Source organism: Curtobacterium sp. MCBA15_016, assembly GCF_001865105.1.
Lineage (GTDB): Bacteria > Actinomycetota > Actinomycetes > Actinomycetales > Microbacteriaceae > Curtobacterium.
Genome location: NZ_MJGR01000033.1, coordinates 27,400 through 46,394, shown reverse-complemented (window position 1 = coordinate 46,394; position 18,995 = coordinate 27,400). Strand labels below are relative to the sequence as shown.

General features: G+C 72.5%; 20 protein-coding genes. 16 read left to right on the top strand and 4 right to left on the bottom strand.

The features are described 5' to 3' along the window. Positions 1-84: 84 nt before the first annotated feature. Genes metG through rsmA form a run of 3 tightly spaced genes read left to right on the top strand, consistent with a single transcriptional unit; the run spans position 85 to position 3,418 of the window. A complete protein-coding gene (gene metG / locus BIV03_RS13525) occupies positions 85-1,662 on the top strand; it encodes a methionine--tRNA ligase (protein WP_071296068.1) in 1,578 nt (525 codons plus the stop codon). Then, positions 1,659-2,567, top strand: coding sequence for a TatD family hydrolase (locus BIV03_RS13520; protein ID WP_070418098.1), 909 nt, complete (start codon positions 1,659-1,661; stop codon positions 2,565-2,567). The genes metG and BIV03_RS13520 overlap by 4 nt, the downstream gene beginning before the upstream one ends. Continuing rightward, positions 2,567-3,418 (top strand): 16S rRNA (adenine(1518)-N(6)/adenine(1519)-N(6))-dimethyltransferase RsmA, encoded by an 852-nt coding sequence (rsmA, locus tag BIV03_RS13515; RefSeq protein ID WP_070418099.1) that lies wholly within the window; start codon positions 2,567-2,569, stop codon positions 3,416-3,418. Before BIV03_RS13520 ends, rsmA begins: the two co-directional genes overlap by 1 nt. Here the strand turns inward: rsmA and BIV03_RS13510 are convergent. Then, positions 3,363-4,280, bottom strand: a complete 918-nt coding sequence (locus BIV03_RS13510) for a pentapeptide repeat-containing protein (RefSeq protein ID WP_071296067.1) — start codon at positions 4,278-4,280, stop codon at positions 3,363-3,365. The genes rsmA and BIV03_RS13510 overlap by 56 nt on opposite strands. Continuing rightward, positions 4,280-4,750 (bottom strand): YbaK/EbsC family protein, encoded by a 471-nt coding sequence (locus BIV03_RS13505; RefSeq protein ID WP_071296066.1) that lies wholly within the window; start codon positions 4,748-4,750, stop codon positions 4,280-4,282. The genes BIV03_RS13510 and BIV03_RS13505 overlap by 1 nt, the downstream gene beginning before the upstream one ends. A 625-nt stretch (positions 4,751-5,375) precedes the next feature. Here BIV03_RS13505 and BIV03_RS19190 point away from each other — a divergent pair. The 3 genes from BIV03_RS19190 to BIV03_RS13490 are packed head-to-tail and all read left to right on the top strand — an operon-like array spanning position 5,376 to position 6,684. Next, a complete protein-coding gene (locus BIV03_RS19190; protein WP_071302825.1) occupies positions 5,376-5,579 on the top strand; it encodes a hypothetical protein in 204 nt (67 codons plus the stop codon). 46 nt (positions 5,580-5,625) lie between these two features. Beyond that, the gene (locus BIV03_RS13495; protein WP_071296064.1) at positions 5,626-6,165 is read left to right on the top strand and encodes a hypothetical protein; all 540 of its coding nucleotides are present in this window, start codon (positions 5,626-5,628) and stop codon (positions 6,163-6,165) included. 57 nt (positions 6,166-6,222) lie between these two features. After that, positions 6,223-6,684: a hypothetical protein gene (locus tag BIV03_RS13490; protein ID WP_071296063.1), complete on the top strand. Its 462-nt coding sequence runs from the start codon at positions 6,223-6,225 to the stop codon at positions 6,682-6,684. Positions 6,685-6,738: 54 nt separating this feature from the next. Here the strand turns inward: BIV03_RS13490 and BIV03_RS13485 are convergent, their stop codons facing one another. Then, a complete protein-coding gene (locus tag BIV03_RS13485) occupies positions 6,739-7,530 on the bottom strand; it encodes an SDR family oxidoreductase (RefSeq protein ID WP_254790896.1) in 792 nt (263 codons plus the stop codon). 53 nt (positions 7,531-7,583) lie between these two features. Here BIV03_RS13485 and BIV03_RS13480 point away from each other — a divergent pair, with 53 nt between their 5' ends. The 5 genes from BIV03_RS13480 (at position 7,584) to BIV03_RS13460 (ending at position 12,886) form a co-directional block, all read left to right on the top strand. Beyond that, on the top strand, positions 7,584-8,426 hold the full coding sequence (locus tag BIV03_RS13480) for a helix-turn-helix transcriptional regulator (RefSeq protein ID WP_071296062.1): 843 nt from the start codon (positions 7,584-7,586) through the stop codon (positions 8,424-8,426). A 60-nt stretch (positions 8,427-8,486) separates the two neighbouring features. Then, complete coding sequence (locus BIV03_RS13475; RefSeq protein ID WP_070418106.1) at positions 8,487-9,485, top strand: RimK family alpha-L-glutamate ligase; 999 nt, start codon at positions 8,487-8,489, stop codon at positions 9,483-9,485. Positions 9,486-9,575: 90 nt separating this feature from the next. Continuing rightward, entirely contained in the window at positions 9,576-10,628 is a 1,053-nt protein-coding gene (locus BIV03_RS13470) for an LLM class flavin-dependent oxidoreductase (RefSeq protein WP_071296061.1), read from the top strand. Then, entirely contained in the window at positions 10,628-11,944 is a 1,317-nt protein-coding gene (locus BIV03_RS13465; RefSeq protein ID WP_070418108.1) for an O-acetylhomoserine aminocarboxypropyltransferase/cysteine synthase family protein, read from the top strand. The genes BIV03_RS13470 and BIV03_RS13465 overlap by 1 nt, the downstream gene beginning before the upstream one ends. A gap of 9 nt (positions 11,945-11,953) precedes the next feature. Further along, on the top strand, positions 11,954-12,886 hold the full coding sequence (locus BIV03_RS13460) for a 4-(cytidine 5'-diphospho)-2-C-methyl-D-erythritol kinase (RefSeq protein WP_071296060.1): 933 nt from the start codon (positions 11,954-11,956) through the stop codon (positions 12,884-12,886). Between the two features lie 62 nt (positions 12,887-12,948). On the opposite strand, the gene BIV03_RS13455 is transcribed toward BIV03_RS13460, so the two are convergent. After that, a complete protein-coding gene (locus BIV03_RS13455) occupies positions 12,949-14,619 on the bottom strand; it encodes a hypothetical protein (RefSeq protein ID WP_071296059.1) in 1,671 nt (556 codons plus the stop codon). Positions 14,620-14,711: 92 nt separating this feature from the next. On the opposite strand from BIV03_RS13455, the gene BIV03_RS13450 reads away from it, so the two are divergent. From BIV03_RS13450 to BIV03_RS13430, 5 genes are read left to right on the top strand one after another with little or no spacing between them, the layout of a single operon-like run. Continuing rightward, the gene (locus BIV03_RS13450) at positions 14,712-15,122 is read left to right on the top strand and encodes a molybdopterin-binding protein (protein ID WP_071296058.1); all 411 of its coding nucleotides are present in this window, start codon (positions 14,712-14,714) and stop codon (positions 15,120-15,122) included. Continuing rightward, a complete protein-coding gene (locus BIV03_RS13445) occupies positions 15,119-16,216 on the top strand; it encodes a ThiF family adenylyltransferase (RefSeq protein ID WP_071296057.1) in 1,098 nt (365 codons plus the stop codon). The genes BIV03_RS13450 and BIV03_RS13445 overlap by 4 nt, the downstream gene beginning before the upstream one ends. Beyond that, positions 16,213-17,055 carry a molybdate ABC transporter substrate-binding protein gene (gene modA, locus BIV03_RS13440; protein ID WP_071296056.1) on the top strand — a complete coding sequence of 281 codons (843 nt, stop codon included), beginning with the start codon at positions 16,213-16,215 and terminating at the stop codon, positions 17,053-17,055. Before BIV03_RS13445 ends, modA begins: the two co-directional genes overlap by 4 nt. Positions 17,056-17,058: 3 nt before the next feature. Next, positions 17,059-17,883: an ABC transporter permease gene (locus BIV03_RS13435; protein ID WP_071296055.1), complete on the top strand. Its 825-nt coding sequence runs from the start codon at positions 17,059-17,061 to the stop codon at positions 17,881-17,883. Then, positions 17,880-18,926 (top strand): ABC transporter ATP-binding protein, encoded by a 1,047-nt coding sequence (locus BIV03_RS13430; RefSeq protein WP_071296054.1) that lies wholly within the window; start codon positions 17,880-17,882, stop codon positions 18,924-18,926. The genes BIV03_RS13435 and BIV03_RS13430 overlap by 4 nt, the downstream gene beginning before the upstream one ends. Positions 18,927-18,995: the final 69 nt, after the last annotated feature.

Below are 18,995 nucleotides of genomic sequence, written 5' to 3'. Positions count from 1 at the left end.
ACGCACCGCGCCTCCCGTCCGGTTCTCCACAGGTGGCGCGCGGGGCGCGTCATGCGGCTCCCGCCCGCCCGTAGGATGGTCCGCATGTCCGACGGGTCCTCGTTCAGCATCACCACGCCGATCTTCTACGTGAACGACGTGCCCCACATCGGGCACGCCTACACCGAGGTCGCCGCGGACGTCCTCGCGCGCTGGCACCGGCAGCGCGGCGACGACACCTGGCTGCTCACCGGCACCGACGAGCACGGGCAGAAGATCCTGCGGACGGCCTCGGCCAACGACGTCACGCCCAAGGAATGGGCTGACCGGCTCGTGACCGATGCGTGGAAGCCGCTCCTCGACACGGTCGACGTGGCGAACGACGACTTCATCCGCACCACGGACGAGCGCCACGAGCGCGGCGTGACGGCGTTCCTGCAGAAGCTGTACGACGACGGCTACATCTACGCGGGCGAGTTCGAGGGCTTCTACTGCGTGGGCTGCGAGGAGTACAAGCAGCCGAGCGACCTCGTCCCCGGCACCGGTGCGTACGAGGGGCAGCAGGTCTGCGCGATCCACTCGATCCCGGTCGAGGTGCTGTCCGAGCGCAACTACTTCTTCCGCATGTCCGACTTCGAGCAGCGCCTGCTCGACCTGTACGAGTCGAACCCGCTGTTCATCCAGCCGGAGAGCGTCCGCAACGAGATCATCTCGTTCGTCAAGCAGGGTCTGCGCGACCTGTCGATCTCGCGGTCGAGCTTCGACTGGGGCATCCAGATCCCGTGGGACCACGACCACGTCCTCTACGTGTGGTTCGACGCCCTGCTCAACTACGTCACGGCGCTCGGGTACGGCACCGACGACGACGAGGCCTTCCAGCGCCTCTGGCCGAGCGTGCACATCGTCGGCAAGGACATCGCACGGTTCCACGCGGTGATCTGGCCGGCGATGCTCATGGCCGCCGGGCTGCCCGTCCCCGAGCGCGTGTTCGGCCACGGCTGGCTGCTCGTCGGCGGCGAGAAGATGTCGAAGTCGAAGCTGACCGGCATCGCGCCGTCGGAGATCACCGACACGTTCGGGTCCGACGCCTTCCGCTACTACTTCCTCCGTGCCATCACCTTCGGGCAGGACGGCAACTTCAGCTGGGAGGACATCTCCGCCCGCTACCAGGCCGAGCTCGCGAACGGTTTCGGCAACCTCGCCTCCCGCCTCGTCGCGATGCTGCAGAAGTACTTCGACGGTGCGGTGCCCGAGCGTGGGCCGCTGACCTCGTCCGACGAAGCGATCGACGCGCTCGCGGTCTCCGTCACCGAGCGCGCGGACGCCGCCATCGCCGCGTTCGCCCCGCACGAGGCCATCGCCGCGGTGTGGGAGCTCGTCGACGCCCTGAACGGGTACATCACCGAGCAGCAGCCGTGGGCGCTGGCGAAGGACGACGCGCAGCGCGAGCGGCTCGGCACCGTCCTGGCCACCGCGCTCCGTGGGCTCGGCACCGTCGCCGTCCTGCTCTCGCCGGTCATGCCGAAGGCGACCGAGAAGCTCTGGGCCTCGATCGGTGCCGGCGGATCGATCGCCGAGCAGCGGGTGGACCGTGCCTGGGAGTGGCAGGGTGCCTCGACCGTGGTCCCGCTCGAGTCCGGGTTGTTCCCGCGCATCGAGCAGTCGGAGCAGGGCGCAGCGTGACCGACGCCCACCTCCGCGCCCGTGGTGACGGCGACGGGTCCAAGCGGGACCTCACCTACCCGCCCCTGCCCGAGGCGCTCGTCGTCCCGGTCTACGACAACCACACCCACATGGAGATCGCCGACGGCGGCGACGGCGCGCTGGACTACCGGGAACACCTCGACCGCGCGTCGAGCGTCGGCGTCCGCGGTGTCGTGCAGGTCGGCACCGACCTGGCCACCTCGGAGTGGTCGGCGGCGATCGCTGCTCGTGAGCCCCGGGTCCTCGCAGCGGTGGCGCTGCACCCGAACGAGGCGCCGTCGCTGCAGGAACAGGGTCTCCTCGACGAGCACCTCGCCGGCATCGAACGGCTCGCGGCACTGCCCCGGGTCCGGGCGATCGGTGAGACCGGTCTCGACTTCTTCCGCACCGGCGAGGACGGCCGCGACGCCCAGGTCCGCTCGTTCGAGGAGCACATCCGCATCGCGAAGGCGCACGACCTCGCGCTGACGATCCACGACCGCGACGCGCACGACGCCGTGGTCGAGGTCCTCGACCGTGTCGGCGCTCCCGAGAAGACCGTGTTCCACTGCTTCTCCGGCGGTCCCGACCTCGCCCGGCTCTGCGCGGAGCGCGGCTGGTACATGTCGTTCGCCGGCACCGTGACGTTCAAGAACGCGGCCCCCCTGCGCGCCGCGCTCGAGGTCGCACCGCGTCACCTGATCATGGTCGAGACCGACGCCCCGTACCTCACGCCGACGCCGTTCCGCGGTCGCCCGAACGCGCCGTACCTCATCCCGCTCACCCTCCGGTCGATGGCCGAGACCCTCGGGACCGACGCCTCGATGCTCGCGGCACAGATCGCCTCGACCACCGAGCTCGTCTACGGCGCGTGGGACGCCGAGCCCGTGACGGTGGAGCAGTAGTGGCATCGCTCCTCGGCCCGGCGGAGATCCGGGACCTCGCGGCCCAGCTCGACGTCACGCCGACGAAGAAGCTCGGCCAGAACTTCGTGCACGACGCGAACACGGTCCGTCGCATCGTGGCGTCCGGTCGGGTCACCGCCGACTCGAAGGTGCTCGAGATCGGTCCCGGTCTCGGCTCGCTGACGCTCGGGTTGACCGAGACGGGCGCGTCCGTCACCGCGGTGGAGATCGACGGCCGGCTCGCCGCACAGCTGCCGACCACGGTCGCCACGATGCAACCGGCGGCCCGGCTCGAGGTCATCCACCAGGACGCCCTCACCGTCGCCGCGACGGACCTGCCCGAGGCGCCCACGCACGTCGTCGCGAACCTGCCCTACAACGTCTCCGTCCCGGTGCTGCTCCACCTGCTGGCGACCTTCCCGTCGATCGAACGGGCGCTCGTCATGGTGCAGGCCGAGGTCGGCTACCGCATCGCCGCGGGCCCCGGCAGCAAGGTCTACGGGGCGCCGAGCGTGAAGGCCGCCTGGTACGGGTCGTGGTCGATCGCCGGACAGGTCAGCCGGCAGGTGTTCTGGCCGGTGCCGAACGTCGACAGCGTGCTCGTCGGGTTCGACCGGCACGACCCGCCCGGGGACGAAGCACTGCGGGCGCAGGTCTTCGCGCTCGTCGACGGGGCGTTCCAGCAGCGGCGGAAGATGCTCCGCCAGAGCCTCTCCGGTGTCCTCGGCAGCAGTGCCCGGGCGTCGGAACTCCTCACCGCCGGCGGGGTCGACCCGACGGCTCGGGGCGAGATGCTCAGCGCCGACGACTTCGTGCGCCTCGGCCGGACGGTCCTCGCCGCGGCGGAGTGACCCCGGCGGCCGCGTCCGCCGTCGTGCTCCAGTGCCCGGGGCGCTGGAACCCCTCCGGCAGGACCGTGGCCGCGTCGCCCCGCGCCGCGTTGACCTGCATCTGCGTGAGGAACACCGCGCCACGGAGATCGGTGCCGCGCAGGTCCGCGTCGCGGAGGTCCACGCCGAGCAGGTCGCAGCGCTCCAACCGGGCGCCCCGGAGGTCTGCTGCGATGGCGAGCGACCCGCGCAGCGTCGCCCCGCGCAGGTCGGCCCCGCGCAGGTCCGCGCCGACGAGGTCCGTCCCCGGACCGACCCGCTGTGCGTGGGCACCGACCGGACCCTGCCGACGCGCGATCGCACTCGCGTCGAGCAGGAGCGGACGGGCGCGGTCGTACTCCGCGTCGACGTCGAGGGTGGTGAGGTCCTCCGGCGTTCCGTCGCTCAGCAGGCGGACGTGCTCGAAGGCCGCGACCCAGGAGGTCTCATCGTGTGTCGCTCGCACGAGGGTGATCGCCTCGTCGAGGTACCGCAGGAGGTCGTGGAGTCGTCGGACGATCGGGAACGTGGCGAACATGGACCGCCGCGTCTCGGGGTCGTCGCGCCACGAGCGGCCCGCGAAGGTGTGCCGGGAGACTTTCTGCCCGGCCCCCGAGCAGTCGAACACCGTGCAGCCGGAGAAGCCCCGCTCACGCAGGTGCGGGTGGATCCGGCAGCCGTCCGCGTCGTCGAGGTTCGTGCACGGGTCGCCGGCGTCCTTGTCGAACGGGAAGTCCGCGGACTTCGCGAACGCCAGGGCGACGCAGCACAGGCCGAAGCAGTTCGCGCAGTCGGCGCCGAGGTCCTCTCGTCGCCCCAGCTCGACCCGCGTCCGCGTCGCCATCAGTGGTCGTTGACCCGGACGACCGTCCCACCGGTCAGCGACAGCAACTGCTCGAAGGTCAGGGGGAGCACGCTGTTCGCGGTCCCCGCCGCCGACCAGACCGTGTCGTACTCGCGGAGCGCCTCGTCGACCACCGTGCGGATCGGGGCCGGGTGCCCGACGGGGGAGACGCCGCCGATCGGCTGCCCGGTGATCTCGCGGACCTGCTTCGCGGTGGCCATGGTGAGCTCGGTCGCGTCGATCTGGGCGGCGAGCAGGTCGGTGTCGACCCGGTGCCGGCCGGACGTCATCGCGAGTAGGGGTTCCCCGTCGGCCAGGAACAGCAGGCTGCTCGCGATCGCTCCCGGTTCGGTGCCGAGCGCGGCGGCGGCCTGCGCGGCGCTGTGGGTCGAGTCGGGGAGTTCCCGGGCGGTCGCGTCGATGCCGGCTTCGGCGACGATGCGCTGGACGGTGGCGAGGCGGTCGTTCATCACCGTCCATCCTCGTGGGAAGCGGTGTCGAGCGCGAGCACCTGCCCCGAAGTCATGGAAATCCAACATGTTTGCAGACCGGCTCCGTGCCCGCCTACGGTCGTCCCCACGAACCGAAGGAGACACCATGACCAGCACCCGTCGTCCGCATTTCGCACATCGCACGCTCACTCCTGCTGAGATCGAAGCACGTCGTACCCGACCGACCGGCACCCCGGCGGAACGCGCACAACGGGTCCGCGAGATCCTCAGCACGTCGACCTTCACGATCGCTCCCCGTCCCACTCGTCACGCCTGGCGGGGTGTCCGAGGACATGCCGCTGGAGTTCGCTCCGATCGACGAGCCGTACCGTGTCTTCCCGATGGAGGACGTGGCGCGGATGCCCGCTGCGGTGGTGCTCGAGCGGAGCTTCGTCGTCGCCGCACTCGAGCGCAGCGCTCCTGGGCACGACTCGGCCGCCGGCTTCCTCGAACGGATGGTGCTGGCGGACACGACGCTGTTCTGCAACGACGTCCTCGAGCTCCAGCTCCAGGACGCTGCCTTCGACCTCGCCCTCCGAGAAGTCCGTCTCACGGGGACACGCTCGGAGGCATCCGTCTGCTCACACCGCTGCTCGAGGACGTCATGTACTACCGCGAGCGCTTCGGTCTCCCCGCCCTCGACTCGGTCCAGGCGGCGATGGTGATGGCGTCCGGCGCGGACGGCATCGTGACCGTCGACCAGTACTTCGGAGAGGTCGATCCCTCGCTGCTCCCGATCTTCACACCCCAGCAGTTCGTCCGTGGCACCCGAGCGCGTCGACGCTCGAGCGGCTGGACGAGTCCCTGACGAGAGCACGAGCGTGATGCGATCGCACCGCCCCTACGATGGCGGCATGACCGACGGGACGGTGCGATCGCACGCGCAGGGGATGGCCGCCGACAACGTGCTCGCGGCGACCGGTCGCACGCCGGACGACTGGTACGCCCGCATCGACGAGATCGACGGACGGACGATCGGGCACGCCACCATCGCCGCCTGGATCGTCGAACAGGGCGTCGAGCCGTGGTGGGCGCAGGGCGTCACGATCGGGTACGAGCAGGCGCGGGGCCTCCGGATCCCCGGGCAACGATCGGACGGCTCGTTCGCGGTGTCGGCGTCGCGCCAGGTGCCCGGGGAGCGCGAGACGGTGCTCGACGGGGTCGTGCCGGTCTGCACGACGGCGTTCGGGTTCGCCCCGACCTCGGAACGCCGGGGTGGGAAGCGGCCGTCGGCGCGGTGGATGTTCCCCGATCGCGAGTCGGTGCTGCTCACCATCGAGGACGGCTCCCGGGCGGGCACGGTCCGGATCGCCGTGCAGCGGGAACGGCTCACCGGACCGGAACGCATGCCCGTCGCCAAGGCGGAGCTCCAGGACTTGCTCGCGGCACTCTGAACCGGGGTCCCGAACGGGGCACGCGCGGATCGACCGGATGGCCCTAGGCTTCGACGGGTGTCTGCACCGCGTTCCCGTTCCGCACTCGTCCTCCTGCTCACGGCAGTGGTCGCAGGGTGCGCCATCGTGGTCTTCGCCGTGCTCGCGCTGCTCCGGGATCCGTCCGACGCCGCCGCGTGGGTGGCCGTCGTGCTGGGCGGGCTGTTCGTCGCGTGGGGGATCACGTTCGACCGCCTTCCCGACGATGACGATGACGGCGACGGCGACGGCGACCACCACGACCACGACCACGACCACAGCCACGACCAGGGCTGGACGCCCCGCCGCCTCAACGCCGCCCTGTCGACCGGCCTGGCGATGACCGGCGCGTACGTCGTGATCCGCGCGCTCGACCGCCCGGTCGACACGGCGCTGGTCGGGGCCCTCGCGTGGCCGGCCTGGCGACTCGTCAACCGGATCCTCGACGGCGTGATCCGACGGCGCGGAGCCCGCGGCGAGGCGGACGGCGCCACCGACTGAGCGAGGCGGACTGCGCCCCCGCCGACCCGCCAGCGGAGGCCGGCGAGCCGGTCGTCAGTGCCCCCGCGACGCCAGCGCCTCGATGAGCTGCTGCTGCGTCCCGTCCCGCTCCGACCACCGCAGCGGCAGCACGTTCTGCACCAGGATCTCCGGCGCGGCGCCGGCCTGCAGCAGCGACACCACCTCGTCGAGGAACGAGGACAGCGGCATCCCGCCGAAGTCGACGCCCTCGCCCATCAGGTCCGTGGCGACCGCCGGCGGCACGAGCTCGAGCACCGAGACGGGTGACCCGGTCAGCTGCTGGCGGAGCGACTGCGTGTACGAGTGCACCGCGGCCTTCGTGGCGCTGTAGGTCGGGGTCGCGGCGAGCGGTGTGTACGCCAGCCCCGACGACACGGTGACGATCGTCGACGCCGGACGACCGAGCAGGTGCGGCAGGAACGCGTCGATGAGGCGGATGGTGCCGAGCAGGTTCGTCTCGACGGTGGCGACGGCGTCGGCCAGGTGCTCCGACGATCGCAGGTCCTCGGCGCGCATGATGCCCGACATCGTGACGAGGGCGTCGAGCGACGGGTAGGCATCGATGACGGAGGCGGCAGCGGCGGTGATCGACGCCGGGTCGGTGACGTCGAGCTCGACGGTGCCGAAGCCGTACTCGTCGTGCAGCGAGTCGAGCAGGGCGCGACGTCGGCCGCCGATGACGACGGTGCTGCCCGCTGCCTGCAGGCGCTGGGCCAGCCCGAGGCCGATGCCCGAGGTCGCGCCGGGGATGAAGACGGTGGAGTTCGTGATGTCCATGACGACCACGATCCACCCGCCCGACCGCCCGAACCAGAGCGCCGTCATCGGGGGACCGCCGATCCCTGGCACGGTCGCCGGGCCCGGTGCACGATGAAGGCATGGACCGCCCCGGGCTCGCCGACTTCCTCCGCCGCCGCCGCGAACTGCTGCGCCCCGAGGACGTCGGGCTCGGTTCCGGACAGCGCCGTCGCACGCCGGGCCTCCGGCGTGAGGAGGTGGCCGCGCTGGCGGGGATGTCCGCCGACTACTACACGCGCCTCGAGCAGCAGCGCGGACCGCAGCCGTCCGAGCAGATGGTGGCGGCGATCGCCCGGGCGCTCCGCTGCAGCCTCGACGAGCGCGACCACCTGTTCCGCCTCGCCGGGCACAACGCGCCCGCTCGGGTCCACCGTTCCGACCACGTCGACCCCGCGATCCTCCGGGTGCTCGACCGCCTCGAGGACACCCCGGCGATCGTGGTGAACGACCTGGGGGAGACCCTCGTCGAGAACCGGCTCGGGGCGGCGCTCCTCGGCACGACCACGGGGTTGCCGGGCAACGAGCGGTACCAGCCGTGGCGCTGGTTCATGACGGGCTACGAACGGGCGAAGTACGCGCCGGAGGAGCACGAGCGGCTCGCCCGGGCACAGGTCGCCGCACTCCGCGCCGCGGTCGGCGCCGCGGGACCGACGGACACCCGGGCAGCGGAGCTCATCGCCGACCTCGAGGCGAACAGCGCGGACTTCCGAGCGCTGTGGTCCCTGCACGAGGTGGCGAGCCGGTGGGAGGACCACAAGACGTTCGTCCACCCCGAGCTCGGTCGCATCACCGTGGACTGCCAGGTGCTCCACACGACGAGCCAGACGCAGGCGCTGCTGCTCTTCACGGCACCGACGGGCAGCGAGGACGCGCAGAAGCTCGAGCTCCTCGGCGTCGTCGGCCAGCAGACCTTCGCCCGCTGACGGAGTAAACCCGCGTCACACACCTGGCGACTCCCGGCAGGCCGTGCCTAGGGTGGCGAGGTGAGCACTCCCCGCGTGTACGTCATCCACGAGAACCCCGAGTGGTTCCCGCCGCTCGCCGCTGCCTTCGAGGCCGAGGGAGTCCCCGTCGAGGAGATCCTCCTCACCGAGGGACAGATCGACCTCGCAGCCGACCCCGAACCGGGCGTGTACTGGTCGCGGATGTCGGCGAGCTCCCACACGCGCGGGCACGAGCACTCGAAGGAGTACACCCGCGCGGTCCTCGGCTGGCTCGAGCGTGCCGGTCGACCGGTCGTCGGCGGCAGCCACGTCCTCGAGCTCGAGGTCTCGAAGGTCGCCCAGCACGGACTGCTCCGGAACGCCGGGTTCGACGTGCCCCGCACCACGGCCGTCTTCGGGCGCACGACGCTCAAGCAGGCGGCCCACGACTTCACCGGCGGCCAGGACGTGCCGTTCATCACGAAGCACAACCAGGGCGGCAAGGGCCTCGGCGTCCGCCGGTTCGACTCGCTTGCCGAGTTCGACGCCTACGTCGACAGCCCGGAGTTCGAGGAGCCCGTCGACGGCATCACCCTGCTGCAGGAGTACCTCACGGCCCGCGAGCCGTTCATCACGCGCGTCGAGTTCGTCGGTGGCGAGTTCGTCTACGCCGTCCGCGTCGACACGAGCGCCGGCAGCTTCGAGCTGTGCCCGGCCGACGCGTGCGAGGTCCCGCAGGTCATCGCGGGTGCTGTCTGCGACGTCCCCGGCACCGAGGCCGCCGGGGCACCCCCGGCGTTCAGCGTCCGCACGGAGGTCACCGCCGAGCACCCGCTCGTCCAGCAGCTCCGCGGGTTCCTCGCGGAGCAGCGGATCCAGATCGCGGGCGTCGAGTTCATGGAGACGACGGACGGTCGCACGGTCGTCTACGACATCAACACGAACACGAACTACAACCCCGCCGTCGAGGAGACGGCGCCGGCCTCCGGCCCGCGCTCCATCGCGCGGTACCTCGGCGGCCTGCTGGAGACGCAGTACGCGGCGCAGCTCACGGCCTGAGAACGCAAGATCCACCGGACTGGAGGCGCGGTGCGGGCCCGCCCCGCGCCTCCAGTCCGTCCCTCCCCACCTCCCCAAGGAACTCACCCCGTGCGATTCGGATACTGGACCCCGCTCTTCGGCGGCTGGCTGCGCAACGTCGACAACGAGAACATGCCGGTCACCTTCGACTACGTGAAGCGGCTGGCGCAGCGCGCCGAGCGGATCGGCTTCGACCTGACGCTCGTGCCGGAGCTCAACCTCAACGACATCAAGGGCACGGCCGCGCCCTCGCTGGAGGCCTGGTCGCTCGCCGCGGCCATCGCGGCGACGACCGAGCGCCTCGAGATCATGGCGGCGATGCGTCCCGGGTACCACCTGCCCGCGGTGACGGCGAAGCAGGCCGCGACGATCGATGACATCTCGTGCGGCCGGTTCACGTTCAACGTGGTGAGCGCGTGGTGGGCGGAAGAGGCCAAGCAGTACGGCGGCATCTTCTCGGAGCACGACGACCGGTACAAGCGCACGGCGGAGTTCGTCGAGATCATGAAGGGGCTCTGGCGGGAGACGCCGTACTCCTTCCACGGCGAGTACTACGACATCGAGAACAGCCACCTCGAGCCGAAGCCCCGGGTCACCCCGCGCATCTACGCCGGCGGCGAGAGCGAGGCCGGCAAGGCGGCGATCACCGGGTACGCCGACGCCTACGTGACCCACGGCGGCACCGTCGAGGAGCTCCGGACGAAGATCGCCGAGATGAAGGAACGCCGTGTCGACGCCGGGCTGTCGCCGTTCGAGGCGTTCGGCATGGCCGCCTACGTCATCGTCCGCGAGACGGAGGAGGAGGCACAGGCCGAGCTCGCCCGGATCACCGACGTGCAGCACGGCAACGCGTACGAGTCGTACCAGGACTTCATCTCGAAGTCGCAGCTCGAGCACGTCCCCTCGCTCGAGGACTACTCGGTGTCGAACCGCGGCCTGCGCCCCGGGTTCGTGGGGACGCCGGAGCAGGTGGCCGCGCGGATCCGCGAGTTCGAGGACGCCGGGGTGGACACGCTGCTGCTGCAGTTCTCGCCGCAGCTCGAGGAGATGGACCGGTTCGGCGAGCAGGTCATCCCGCTCGTCCGGCCGTCCGTGGCCGCGCCGTCCGGGGCGGTCGTCTGATGGGCGACGCCTCCGACGGCACCGAGGCCGGCTGGGCCTTCGAGACCCGGCAGATCCGTGCCGGCTTCCGGGCGGACCCCGGGTTCGGTGCCAACGTGCCGCCGATCGCGCAGAGCGCCGCGTTCGTGTACCCGTCGGGTGAGGACGCGGCCGATCGCTTCATGCTCAACGCGCCCGGTCACACGTACTCGCGGGTGAACAACCCGTCGGCTGCGGCGCTCGAGCGGCGCATCGCGGACCTCGAGGGCGGTGTCGGCGCCCTCGCGCTCGCGTCCGGGCAGGCTGCGACCTCGCTCGCCGTCCTCGGCCTGGCCCGCGCCGGAGACCACATCGTGTCGAGTGCGTCGCTCTACGGCGCGACCTACACGCTCTTCGCCTCCACCCTGGGCGACCTCGGCATCGCGTTCACGTTCGTGCAGGACCCGACCGACCTCGACGAGTGGGCGGCGGCGGTCCGTCCGGAGACGAAGGCGTTCTTCGGCGAGTCGATCCCGAACCCGCGCGGCGACGTCCTCGACTTCGCGGGGGTGGCCGGTGTCGCGCACGAGCACGGCGTGCCGCTCATCGTCGACAACACCATCGCCACGCCCTACCTCGTCCGGCCGATCGAGCACGGTGCGGACATCGTCGTGCACTCGGCGACGAAGTACCTCGCCGGGCACGGCAGCGCCATCGCCGGACTCATCGTCGACAGCGGGAACTTCGACTGGGCGGCGCACGCCGAGCGGTACCCGCAGCTCGCCACGACCGAGCAGTCCGGGTTCGCGAACACGAACTTCGCGGCGAAGTTCGGGCGGCGCGCCTTCATCCAGCGCACCCGCTCGAAGCTCTCCGCCGACCTCGGGCCGGCGATCGCACCCTTCAACGCCTTCCTCGTCCTGCAGGGCATCCAGACCCTGTCGCTCCGGATGGACCGGCACGTGTCGAACGCGGCCGCGGTGGCGACGTGGCTCGACGCGCACGACCAGGTGCTCGGCGTGCACTACGCCGGGCTGCCGTCGTCGCCGTGGCACGAACTCGCCCAGCGGTACGTGCCGGCGGGTCCGTCGGCGGTGCTCGCGTTCGACCTCGACGGCGGGGTCGACGCCGGGCGGCGGTTCGTCGCGGCGCTCGAGCTGTTCGACCACGTGTCGAACATCGGCGACGTGCGCTCGCTCGTCGTGCACCCGGCGTCGACGACCCACGTGCAGATGACCTCGGCGGAGCGGGCGGCCGCGGGGGTCGGGGACGGGCTGATCCGGCTGTCCATCGGACTCGAGCACGTGGACGACATCCTCGCGGACCTCGCGCGCGGCTTCGCGGCTGCGTCGGGATAGGTTGGGGGCATGACCACGCTGGCCGCACCGACCCGTGTGCGGACGCGCGCCCCCGGGAAGATCAACGTCTACCTGTCGGTGGGGGCCCTGCAGGACGACGGGTACCACGACGTGGCGACGGCGTACCAGGCGGTCTCGTTGTACGAGGACGTCTCGGCCGAGCCGGCGGACGACTTCTCGGTGACCTTCACCGGGCCGATCGACACCCGGTCGGTGCCGGTCGACGAGTCGAACCTCGCGATCCGGGCCGCGCGCCTCGTGGCCGACGCTGCCGGGTACCGCGGGGGCGTCCGGCTCACCATCGACAAGCAGGTCCCGGTCGCCGGTGGGATGGGCGGTGGATCGGCCGACGCCGCAGCGACCCTGCTCGCCGTCGACACGCTGTGGGGGACCGCGCTCGGGCGTGAGGAACTGCTGCGTCTCGCCGCGCAGCTCGGCGCCGACGTGCCCTTCGCCTTCGCCGGCGGGACCGCGGTCGGGACCGGGCGCGGCGACGAGCTGAGCCCGGCGCTGGCCAAGGGCGAGTTCCACTGGGTGCTCGCCCTGAGCGACGCCGGCCTCTCGACGCCCGCCGTGTACCGGGCCCTCGACGAACACCGTGAGCGGTACCGTGCGGACATCGCGCCGGCACCCACCACGCCCGTGGTCGAGGCGAACGTGCTGCAGGCCCTCCGCGCCGGCGATCCCGACCTGCTCGCGGACTGCTTGCACAACGACCTGCAGGCCCCGGCGATGCGCCTCCAGCCCGCGCTCGCGACGACGCTCGAGATCGGTGAGAAGGCCGGTGCCCTCGCCGGACTGGTGTCGGGCAGCGGGCCGACGGTGGCGTTCCTCGTCGCCGAACGTGATGCCGCGCTCGAGGTGCAGGTCGAGCTCAGCGCCGCCGGCATGGTCGCGGTGCGTGCCGCCGGACCGGTGCACGGCGCCCGCGTCCTGCACTGACCGTCCTGCACCGACGGTGGCACGGCCCCGTCGGACGGCCGCGGGCGGCGGGCCTCGTCCGGTCAGTTCCGGACGTACTCCGTGATGACGACCGTGCCGGTCTTCCAGTGCTCCTTCGCCGTGAAGCCGTGCTCCGCGAGCACCGCGGCGGTCTCCGGCTCGATGTTGCGTGCCTTCACCGTCCCGCCGACGAACCACACCGTGTCGATGTCGCCCAGGCGGCTCGGGATCGTCGTCTCGAGGTCACCGGTCTGGTTCCACAGGACGCCGGACTCGGCTCCGACCTTGCGCACGCCGAGGTCCGTCATGCCCGCGAACGCCGACGGGTAGGAGACGCGGATGACGTCGGCGGTGGTGCCGGGGTGCCCGTAGACGCTGCCGAACACGACACCCTCGTCGGCGTCGGCGCGGTTCGTGCTCCGCTCGGCGATGATCGAGGCGGCACGGGCCCAGGTCGAGTCCTGCTTCGCGAGCGGCTCCTTCACGGCCACGGCCGTCGGCACCGACAGCACGAGGACGGCGGCCACGGCTGCGGCGAGCAGTGCCTTCGGCCGGACCAGCGTCAGGGCGAGGGCGATGAGCAGCGCGACGAACGGCAGGCTGAGGGTGGCGTACTTCGGGGAGTACAGGTGCTTCCCCATCGCCGTGGCGAGCACGAGCGCGGCCGTCGGGATGACGACGAGCGGCACGGCGACGCGGACCGCCTGCGCTCGGACGAGCGACCGGACCGTGGCGGAGCGCCGGTGCGCCTCGACGAGGGCGAACACCGTGCCGACGAGCATGAGCGCCCACGCGCCCGCGGCGTACACGTCGACGCCACCGAACCACGCCGTGGCGAACACCTGCACACCCGTGCGCTCGCCGATGCCGGCGATCCACGCGACCTGCTTCGACTGCGAGGCGACCTCGACGACGAGCGGCGAGACGGCCACGGCGGCGAAGGCGGCTGCGACGGCCCAGCGGACCAGGACCCCGCGGGTGACGAGCGCCGGACCCAGGTCGTGGCCGCGGCGGGACACCGTGGCGCGACGGACGGCCGCGCGGCGGGCCACCAGCGTCCACAGCAGGGTCACGGCGTGCGCGACGACCGCGAGCGAGAGGTAGACGTTGAAGGTCACCGAGACGAGTGCGAGTGCCCCGTAGGCCGCCCACCAGTGCAGGCTGCGACCCGTCCGGGTGCGGCGGACCGCGGTCAGGCCGACGAGGGTGAGGCAGACGGCCAGGGTCGTGATCGTGGCGTACGGCCGACCTTCGGACCCGGCCCACTGCACGCGGGGCAGCGCGAGGAACACGAGCCCGGCGGTGATGCCCAGGCGGAGTCCGCCGAGCCGGCGCCCGAGCGCGACGAGGAGCCCCGCGGCCACGCCGATGGCCAGGGCGCTCGGGAACCGCAGCGTGAACGGTGTGTACCCGACGAGCCAGAACCAGACGTGCATCAGCGAGTAGTAGAGCCCGTGCACGGCGTCGACGCTGTGCAGCTCGGCCCAGAGCTGCGGCCAGGTCCGCTGGGCGCTCGTGACCGTCGCGGCCTCGTCGTACCAGAGCGACGGGACCCAGGCGAAGGCGGCGCAGACGATCACGCCGAACGCGCCGACCGTCAGTTCGGGCGTACGGACGACGGCGGTGCCGATGCTCGACACGAGGCCGCGGAACCAGGAGCGGGAGCGGGCACGGACCGGCGCGATCCCCGACGTTCGGGGGATGCTGATGGTGCCGGTCCGTGGTGCAGTCACGGTGAGGACGGTATCCGCGGCGGCTGGGCAGGTGCCCGGCGTCCCCGCAGCCCAGACTGAGAGTTCCACATACCGGTATCGTGCGGAGGACCATGACGAAGCTCCGCATCCGCGACGCCGCGCGGTACCTCGGCGTCAGCGACGACACCGTCCGGCGGATGGTCGACGCCGGGACCTTCACGCGGGGGACGGACCCCTCCGGACGGACCGTCGTGGACGGGCGGGAACTCGCGGCGCACATCCGCGGCACCGGCGGGCAGCTCGACGACCCGTCGGGGACGAAGAGCTCGGCGCGCAACCGGTTCGTCGGGATCGTCACCGACCTCGTGGTCGACGGCGTGATGGCGCAGGTGGAGCTGCAGAGCGGCCCGCACCGGGTCGTGTCGCTCATGAGCGCCGAGGCCGTCCGCGACCTCGGGCTCGAGGTCGGGACGGTCGCCGTCGCATCGGTCAAGGCGACGATGGTGTCGGTCGAGGTGCCGGCGGAACCGACGGACGCATGACCGACGACCGGCAGACGAGCGACGACCGCCGTCGGTTGCTGTCCCGGACCGCGGCGCTCCAGGGCGCGGGGGACCGGGCCGTCCGGGCGCTGTCCGAGGCGAGCGTCCTCGTCGTCGGTGCCGGTGGCCTCGGCGCGCCCGTGCTCACGTACCTGGCCGGGTCGGGACTCCGACGCGTCACCATCGTCGACCACGACGTCGTCGACACGTCCAACCTGGCACGGCAGACGCTCTTCGCCGCGGCGGACGTCGGCCGACCCAAGGCCGAGTGCGCGGCCGAGCGGGTGCGTGGCGTCGACCCGGAGCTCGAGGTCGTCGCACTCGCCGAGCCCTTCCACGCCGACCACGTCGCGGGCCACGACGTGGTCGTCGACGCCGCGGACAGCGTCGAGGTCACCCGGGCGATCTCGGACGCCTGCTCCACGGCCGGGGTGCCGTTCGTGTGGGGCACGGTCCTCGGCACCGACGGGCAGGTGTCCGTGTTCCACGACGCCGGGCCGGAGCCGATCGACTTCCACGACCTGCACCCGGACGCCCTGCCGGACGAGGGGTCCTGCGCGCTCGACGGCGTGCTGCCCGCGCTGTGCGGCGCCGTCGGCTCGGTGATGGCGGCCCAGGTGACCGCGCTCGTCGCCGGCATCGGGGAGCCGTTGACCGGCCGGTTGCTCACGGTCGACGCGCGACGGTGGCGCTGGACAGAGAGCACGCTGCGACGCGGCCCGGGCTCCCGGCGTCCGGCCCCCGCGGTGGACGAGGCCCCGCCCCGGATCGCCCCGGCGGCACTCGCCGCCCGACTCGACCGGACCGCCGGCGGCAGCGGCGGACCCGTCCTCGTCGACGTCCGCACCCCGGCGGAACGCGCCACCGGGATCGTCGCCGGCAGCCTCCCGCCGGACGACCTCGCCGCAGACGACGACCGACCCGTCGTCGTGGTGTGCGCCAGCGGCGTCCGCGCGACCGCCTGGGCACGCGCAGCCCGTGCCGCAGGTCGTGACGCGACGGTCCTCGACGGTGGGATCCAGGCCTGGGACCGGGAGGGCCTGCCGACGATCCGGCCCACGGCGACCGCAGATGCGGATACGATCGAGCGATGACGACGCACGTGCGGAACGCCGCCTTCTTGATCGCCGCGACCGCCCTCGTCGCCGTCGGCCTCGCCGGCTGCAGCACGGCCGACACGGCCGACACGGCTGGCACGGCCGGCACGACGGACACGACCGCCCCGAGCAGCAGCGCGAGCAGCACGGCCGGGGCCCCGACCGGGAAGATCACCGTCTTCGCCGCGGCGTCGCTCCAGAAGACGTTCACGACCCTCGGTGAGCAGTACGAGGCCGCCCACCCGGGGACCACGATCACCTTCTCGTTCGCCGGCTCGAGCGACCTCGTCACGCAGATCCAGAACGGCGCCCCCGCCGACGTCTTCGCGTCCGCCGACGAGGCGAACATGGACAAGCTCGTGAAGACCGACATCGCCGCCGGTTCGCCGCGGGACTTCGCGACGAACGTCCTCGAGATCGCCGTGGCTCCCGGCAACCCGAAGGGGATCAAGGACCTCGACGACCTGACCGCCTCGGACGTGCAGCTCGTCACCTGCGCCACCCCGGTGCCGTGCGGTGCCGCGACCGCGAAGGTCGAGCAGGCCACCGGTGTCGACCTGCAGCCGGTCAGCGAGGAGCAGTCGGTGACCGACGTCCTCGGCAAGGTCGAGTCCGGCCAGGCGGACGCGGGACTCGTCTACGTGACCGACGTCGAGGGCACCGGCGGCAAGGTCGACGGCGTCCGGTTCGACGCGGCGTCGAAGGCCGTGAACACCTACCCGATCGGTGTCCTGAAGGACGCGTCGAACCCCGACCTCGCGGCGGCGTTCACGGCGTACGTGCGTTCCGACGCCGGCCAGAAGGTGCTCGCCGACGCCGGCTTCGGAGCCCCCTGAGCCGTGCCCGACCACTCTGACCGAACACCCCGGGCGAGCCCGTCCGTCCGCACCCCGGTGCCGTGGTGGCTGCCGGTCCCGGCGGTCCTCGGCGGCCTGTTCGTGGTGGTCCCGGTCCTGGCGATGGTCGGCCGCGTCGACTGGGGGTCGTTCGGCGCACTCGTCACGTCGCCCGCGTCGCTCACCGCCCTCGGACTGAGCCTCGGGACCGCTGCCGCCGCGACGGGCATCGCCTTCGTGCTCGGCTACCCGCTCGCCGTCCTGTTCGCCCGGTCCACGTCGCGGTGGATCGGGGCCGCACGCGCCCTGGTCCTGCTGCCGCTCGTGCTGCCGCCGGTCGTCGGGGGACTGGCCCTGCTCGCGGCGTTCGGTCGGCTCGGCGTCGTCGGGGCGTGGCTCGACGACCACGGTCTCCGGATCGCCTTCACCACGGCCGCGGTCGTGATCGCGCAGACCTTCGTCGCGATGCCGTTCCTGGTGTCCTCGATCGAGGGTGCGCTGCGCGTCGGCGGTGACCGGTTCGAGCGGGTCGCCGCGACGCTCGGCGCGTCCCCGACCCGGACGTTCCTGACGGTGACGACACCGCGGGTGCTCCCGGGCATCCTGGCCGGCCTCGTCCTCTGCTTCGCCCGTGCCCTCGGGGAGTTCGGCGCGACCCTCACGTTCGCCGGCAGCCTGCAGGGGGTCACCCGGACGCTGCCCCTCGAGATCTACCTGCAGCGCGAGATCGACCCGGACACCGCGGTCGCGCTGGCGCTCGTGCTGGTCGTCGTCGCGCTGGTGGTCATCGGCGCCTCCGCGCTCCGCACCCGGACGGCACTCGCATGAGCCGCGAGCGTCCGGCGCACAGCGGCCTCCGCGCCCGCGTCGTCGTCCCCGACCGTGGCGTCGACGTCCACCTCGACGTCGCACCGGACGAGTGCGTCGCGCTGGTCGGGCCGAACGGCGCGGGCAAGTCCACGGTCGTCGAGGCCCTCGCGGGACTGCTGCGCATCCGGTCCGGATCGGTCCTGCTCGGCGACCGCGACCTCACGGGCGTCCGAGCGCACCGCCGCGGGGTCGGGCTCGTCGCGCAGCGCGCGGACCTCTTCCCCCACCTGTCGGTCGCCCGCAACGTCGGCTACGGACCGCGTGCGGCCGGTTCCGGGGGCCAGGAGGCGCGGCTCCGCTGCGACGCGGCCCTCGCCGCCGTCGGCGTGGCCGGTCTGGCGGACCGCGCACCGGGGACGCTCTCGGGAGGGCAGGCCCAGCGCGTGGCGATCGCCCGGGCCCTCGCCACCGAGCCGGCGCTCCTGCTGCTCGACGAGCCCACCTCGGCGCTCGACGTCGACGCCCGGGCCGAGGTCCGCTCCGCCCTCGGGACCGCCCGGACCGGTCGACCGACGGTCCTCGTCACGCACGACCCGCTCGAGGCCGTCACCCTCGCGGACCGCATCGTCGTGCTCGAGGGTGGCCGGGTCGCCGAGCAGGGGCCGACCGCCGTCGTCCTCGGGCGTCCGACCAGCGCGTTCGCGGCGTCCTTCTCGGGCCTGACGCTCCTGCGCGGCACCGCCACCCGGGGTGGGATCGCCCTCGACGACGGGGGTGCGCTCGCGTCGTCGACCGGCACCGCGCCTCCTGGCTCGTCCGCCCTCGCCGTCTACCACCCGACGGCCGCCGTCGTGACGCGCGACGGTGCCGGGCCGGAGCGCCGGGTGACCGGACTCGAACCGCGGGACGGGCTCGTCCGGGTGCGGGCCGGCGACCTCGTGGCGGACGTCACGGTCGCGGTGGCTGCGGCGCTGGGGCTCGCGCCGGGGGATGCCGTGCGGATCGCGGTCCCGGCGGACGAACTGACGGTCTACCGGCCGGACGGACCCACGCCGGACTGAGCCGGACACGGCCGCGGGGCACAGGTGCCGGACTCGGCTGCCGGACTCAGTCGCCGGAGTCGGCTGCCG